This is a genomic window from Vicinamibacteria bacterium, assembly GCA_035620555.1.
GTDB lineage: Bacteria > Acidobacteriota > Vicinamibacteria > Marinacidobacterales > SMYC01 > DASPGQ01.
In genome coordinates this window covers 1-4,449 of sequence record DASPGQ010000067.1, presented here as the reverse complement: position 1 = coordinate 4,449, position 4,449 = coordinate 1, and the positions used below count along the sequence as shown (strand labels likewise).

At 62.2% G+C, this 4,449-nt stretch carries 7 protein-coding genes; 3 read left to right on the top strand and 4 right to left on the bottom strand.

All coding sequences use genetic code 11. The features are described from left to right. Positions 1-433, top strand: a 433-nt coding sequence (locus VEK15_02565) for a hypothetical protein (protein HXV59550.1), incomplete at its 5' end; no start/stop codon positions are given. A 43-nt stretch (positions 434-476) separates the two neighbouring features. After that, entirely contained in the window at positions 477-983 is a 507-nt protein-coding gene (locus VEK15_02560) for a hypothetical protein (GenBank protein HXV59549.1), read from the top strand. Here the strand turns inward: VEK15_02560 and VEK15_02555 are convergent. The 4 genes from VEK15_02555 to VEK15_02540 form a co-directional block, all read right to left on the bottom strand. Continuing rightward, positions 980-2,038 (bottom strand): WYL domain-containing protein, encoded by a 1,059-nt coding sequence (locus tag VEK15_02555; GenBank protein HXV59548.1) that lies wholly within the window; start codon positions 2,036-2,038, stop codon positions 980-982. The genes VEK15_02560 and VEK15_02555 overlap by 4 nt on opposite strands. 79 nt (positions 2,039-2,117) lie before the next feature. After that, a complete protein-coding gene (locus tag VEK15_02550) occupies positions 2,118-2,351 on the bottom strand; it encodes a hypothetical protein (GenBank protein ID HXV59547.1) in 234 nt (77 codons plus the stop codon). Between the two features lie 114 nt (positions 2,352-2,465). Continuing rightward, positions 2,466-3,038, bottom strand: a complete 573-nt coding sequence (locus VEK15_02545; protein HXV59546.1) for a macro domain-containing protein — start codon at positions 3,036-3,038, stop codon at positions 2,466-2,468. Between the two features lie 55 nt (positions 3,039-3,093). Then, complete coding sequence (locus VEK15_02540; GenBank protein ID HXV59545.1) at positions 3,094-3,729, bottom strand: hypothetical protein; 636 nt, start codon at positions 3,727-3,729, stop codon at positions 3,094-3,096. A gap of 146 nt (positions 3,730-3,875) precedes the next feature. On the opposite strand from VEK15_02540, the gene VEK15_02535 reads away from it, so the two are divergent. Further along, on the top strand, positions 3,876-4,449 hold a 574-nt coding region (locus tag VEK15_02535), incomplete at its 3' end, for a hypothetical protein (GenBank protein HXV59544.1).

Below are 4,449 nucleotides of genomic sequence, written 5' to 3'. Positions count from 1 at the left end.
ATCGGAGGTGGACGAGAGCTTCGTTCTGTTTCAACCGAAGGGAGTCACCCACATCGAGGAGGGGCTCGTCGAGGAGAACCCCAGGCACGCGATCCTGATCGACCTCAAAGACCACGACCGAGCGCGTATTCCCAATACTTCGGGTTTGCCGAGCCCGTTCCCTCGCGAGGGCGCCGAGAAGCGGCTCGAAAACGATCGGGTAATCATTTGGGATGTTCGCTGGACCTCCGCGCCCACTCCGATGCATTTTCACGACAAGGACGTCGTGGTGGTGGTGTTGGAAGGGGGCGAGATCGAGTCGACGACTCCGAACGGCCAGAGCGAAGTCTTCCGCGTGGTCCGGGGCGAAGCGAGCTTCGCTCCCGGGAATCGAACCCACATGGAAAGGCTCGTTTCGGGAACGCCGCGGGCGATTCAAGTCGAGCTCAAGTAGGTCAAGCGGCCCGTGCTATATTTCGGGCTCCCTCTGGAGGGTAATGATGGTATTGACCAAACCCGAGCTGATTGCTTCACTGCAGGACGAGGTTCGGATCCTGCTTCATCTTGCGAGCAAGATCGATCGTGCGAAGCTCGACTACCGGCCGACACCCAAGCAGCGCAGCACGATCGAGTTGTTGAGATACCTGAGCATGATGGGGCCCACGCTGGTCGAGGCCGCCAAAGCGGGCGCCTTCGACGAGTCCGAGTGGAGTGCTGCCGAGCAGGAGGCGACAGCCAGGACGTTCGATCAAACGTTGGCCATGATCGGTACTCAAACCGACACCTACGCGACCCAGCTCGCCGACGTTTCGGACGCGGAGCTGCGTGCCGAGATCGAGATGTTCGGCCAGAAGACGGCCCGCGGGGCCTTTCTGGTCAACGCGGTGCTCTGCGGCTGCGCAGCCTATCGAATGCAGCTGTTCCTCTACCTCAAAGCCTGCGGCCGCGAAGAGCTGAATTCGGCGAACCTCTGGTCCGGCGTCGACGCGCCGGCCTCCGTCTAGCCCCCGATGCGTATTTGCCGTTCCAGGAAGTCCTCGATCGGTAGGTGAAGCTGGCCGGGAACGAAGTCGGATCGCTCGAACTGATCCAGGATGGCCTGGGCCTCGTCACGGATCTGACGTCGCAGGTGTTCCGGCTCCAGCACATCGGCGTCGGAGCCGAAGCTCAGGATCCAGCGCCGGAGCTCGAGGGTGTCGGCGACCCGCATCGTGAGCACGATGCTTCCATCGTGCGCGGTCGAAATCTCCTGCGTTTCGTGCCACTGGCGCTCGGCGACGAACGGAGCGGCCGAGGGCCGGAATCGAATCCGCGCCTCGATCTCCCTTCCCCGGAAGATGCCGAGGGCACTCTTCATGTGCCGTTCGAAGTCGAAGCCCTCGGGGAGGGTGAAGGTTTCCTCGGTGAGCGTCCACCGCTGAATCCGCTCGAGAGCGAAGATTCGAATCTCGTTGCGAAGATGGTCGAACCCAATGACGTAGAGCCCGCCCTGGAAGTAGAAGAGGCGGTACGGGTCGATCCGCCGCTCGGTCACGACACCCCGAGAAAAGGTGTGGTAGGTGACGTCGAGACTCCTGCGATTGCGGGCGGCCTCGGTCGCCACCTCGATCAGTTTTCGTTGGCGGCTGTAGTCCTTGAACGGCCCCGGTCGTGCGGCGAGTACGGCGTCGTACTCGTCGATGAGGGCACGGCTCTCCGGCGGCAGGAGGCCGGCAATCTTGGCATGCGCCGATTCGAGCGAAGCGTAGAAGGGGGTGTCGCGGAGGACACGGGATAGCCTCCTGGCGAAGTAGAGTGCGAGAAGCTCGGTCACGGTAAAGGGAGGAGGCACGCGAGACTTGAATCCCTCGACGAACTTCCAGAGTTTTTCCCGGCCCTCGCGCTCGTCGTAGATGGGAAGCCCCGCGTCCTGAAGGCCCCTCAGATCGCGAATCACCGTACGGCTGCTGCAGCCGAGCTCATCCGCGAGCTCGGAGAGCGTCCGCCCCCGCGCGTTATCGAGCAGACGGACGAGCCGCCAGGTGCGGCTCACGAGCTGGCCTCGGCCCATGGACGTCATGGTAGAAACGATGTCGAAAATGGGGTGTCTTTCAGTGTCACACGAGCGGGAAGGGCGATCAACCGGGGGCGACATCGAGCTACCGCAGAATCGACGTGGACCGGAACCGCTCCAGCTCACCCGCGCACCATTCCTGGAGCTCCTTCGCGATGCGCGGGGGAATACCTTCGATGTTCACGCGCCCGGCTCGCACGAAGATTCGTGGATGGACGTCGATGTCCTCGCGCCCATCCACATAACGCCGGACGGACTCGGCGAGCTTCTCCGCAAGAGCGTGTTGGCGTAGGTTCGCAAGCAGGTAGACGTGACGCATCGCTTTTCTCCTTGGTTCGACCCATTTGGATACTACCTGCTTCTTGCGACAACCACGGTTCATGTATCCGAAAACTTTCTGGGCGGGAACGCGAGACTGACCGTGCGTCGAGATTCAATCTCGGCGCTTCTTCAGAAGCTCCTTCAGGAAATCGTTCGCAAGACTCGATTCTTCCCTCTTGCGCGATTCGCGATCGGTATAGCTGCGGAAGCACTCTCGGGCCCTCTCGAGCTCCTCGCGGTCGCGGACCGCGATCGTGACCTGGAGCGGTCCCTCGAGATCTCGGCTCCCCTGCTCGATCTCGTCGAGAATCGTTTCCAGGGAAGTTTCGATGGAGAGCCCTCCCACCCCGGCACCGAAGAGAGGAAGCGCCAGACTCTTCACTTCGTCGGAGGCAGCCTGCGCGAGGATGTTTCGCATCACGGTGGCCACGTCCGAAGCCGACGTTCCCTTGCTCACGTCGTAATCGATGACGACCGCGTGGTAGACGAAACGAGCGGAAAGCCTTCCCGCGTGGGTCCGAACGACGGTCCCGAGCGCGGCCGGGGCCTGTCGAATCGCCTCCTGATGGATCTCGATTCCACCGCGGGAGCGAAGCGCCGCCGCCACACCCCCTCCCATGTGGAGCTGGGTGTTCGCCGCGTTCACGAGAACGTCGGCCTGAACCGTGGCGATGTCGCCATGCATGAGGCGCACGGAAATTCGTCCGAACTGTCGCTCTGACTCTCGCATAAGGCGTGGGTTATTCGTCGAGAATCCCGATGACCAGCGTGGCGTCGTCAAGGAGGAACCGGGGCTTCTCCAACAGCCGCACCGGAACCTCGGCGATCGGCCCACGAAGCGCCACGCTCAGGATCTCTCGGACCATCTTATGAGCGCCCCCGAGAGCGGCCCAGGCGCCGTCCGAGGCAGCAACAACGATGTCGTGCTGTTGTGGACGCAGATAAACGCCAACCGGATCGATGGCTCCGGTTCCCAGGAAGTCTTTGCCGGACTGTGAAACGAAGCGAACCTCCCCCTCCCTCGAGACGTGGAGAAGCTTTGCATCACCGATCACGACTCCAGAAACGATCCAGCCGCTTTCGCCGCGAACGAAGCGAAATCCGGCCAAGGTGCTCCTCCCGATGCCCACCAGAAAGGAGTCGATAAGCTTCGCGAGGTGAGCCCAGTCCGGGAGGCTCACCGGGGGACGATTCCGCAAGAGGCGCTCGAACTGAGATGCCCCACGCTTCGCCGCCTGATTCGCGCGCCCGGCACCGTCGAAAACCACGCCGCACGACGCCTCGTGAAACAAACGAAAGGCGTCCTCGTTCGCAATCGAATCGGTACCCTTCCGGCTCGCGCCGGCAAGTCGGACTCCCCTACCGGAGAACGCCATCAACAACCAGAATAGGGCTCGAGACGACAAGCACGGTCATTCGCGGATGAAATGCTTTGGAGGCGGCCGCCATTTGTGGGTGAAGGTGCCGGAATCGTTCCCGCAGGGACGTTTCGACGGCACCTTGCCGAAGAAGGGATCGAGAGATGACCGCAAAGACGCAGTCGACGTCGCGAGCCGCCCGTTCCGGCCTGCCCCCGAACACGGGGTCTGGCACTTCCCCGCTCTTGCCGAAACACTTGGCGGAGCTCTTCGTAAGCCCGAGATCCTTCTTTTCGGGACGGCCGGCCCTCGAGCACTCCCCGGCTGTTCTATTGGTCGGATGGTTCTACGGAATGGCGAATGCCATCGAACGCGTCGCGATGGAGCTCCTGCGGTCAGAACTCGGACGGCCGCGGCCAGCCTGGGAGATCTTGCGGCCATTCGTCGCCGAGCAATGGGCCGGATTCTGGCTCTGGGTTCTCGTATCCGGAGCTCTCGGTGGAATTTTTCTTTGGTGGGTCGGCGGCTGGTGGTACCACTTGAGACTCCGCTGGTCGGGTGCTCGAGATCCCGACAAGCGGCTCGCACGTCTGACTCTCGTCTACTCTTCTTTCGTCTTTGCTGGGCCGGCCGTGATAGCTGCCATCATCCAGACCCTCGTTTACTCGAACTATGCCACGGCCTATGCTGCCGGCGAGTGGTTCTCGTTGGTGCTCACCTTGTTTCTGTTCTGGTCCG

Coding starts and splice junctions, on each gene's coding strand:
- VEK15_02550 (HXV59547.1), bottom strand. CDS start 2,351: ATGCGTCACGTCTACCTGCTTGCGAACCTACGCCAACACGCTCTTGCG.
- VEK15_02540 (HXV59545.1), bottom strand. CDS start 3,729: ATGGCGTTCTCCGGTAGGGGAGTCCGACTTGCCGGCGCGAGCCGGAAG.
- VEK15_02545 (HXV59546.1), bottom strand. CDS start 3,038: ATGCATGGCGACATCGCCACGGTTCAGGCCGACGTTCTCGTGAACGCG.
- VEK15_02555 (HXV59548.1), bottom strand. CDS start 2,038: ATGACGTCCATGGGCCGAGGCCAGCTCGTGAGCCGCACCTGGCGGCTC.
- VEK15_02560 (HXV59549.1), top strand. CDS start 477: ATGATGGTATTGACCAAACCCGAGCTGATTGCTTCACTGCAGGACGAG.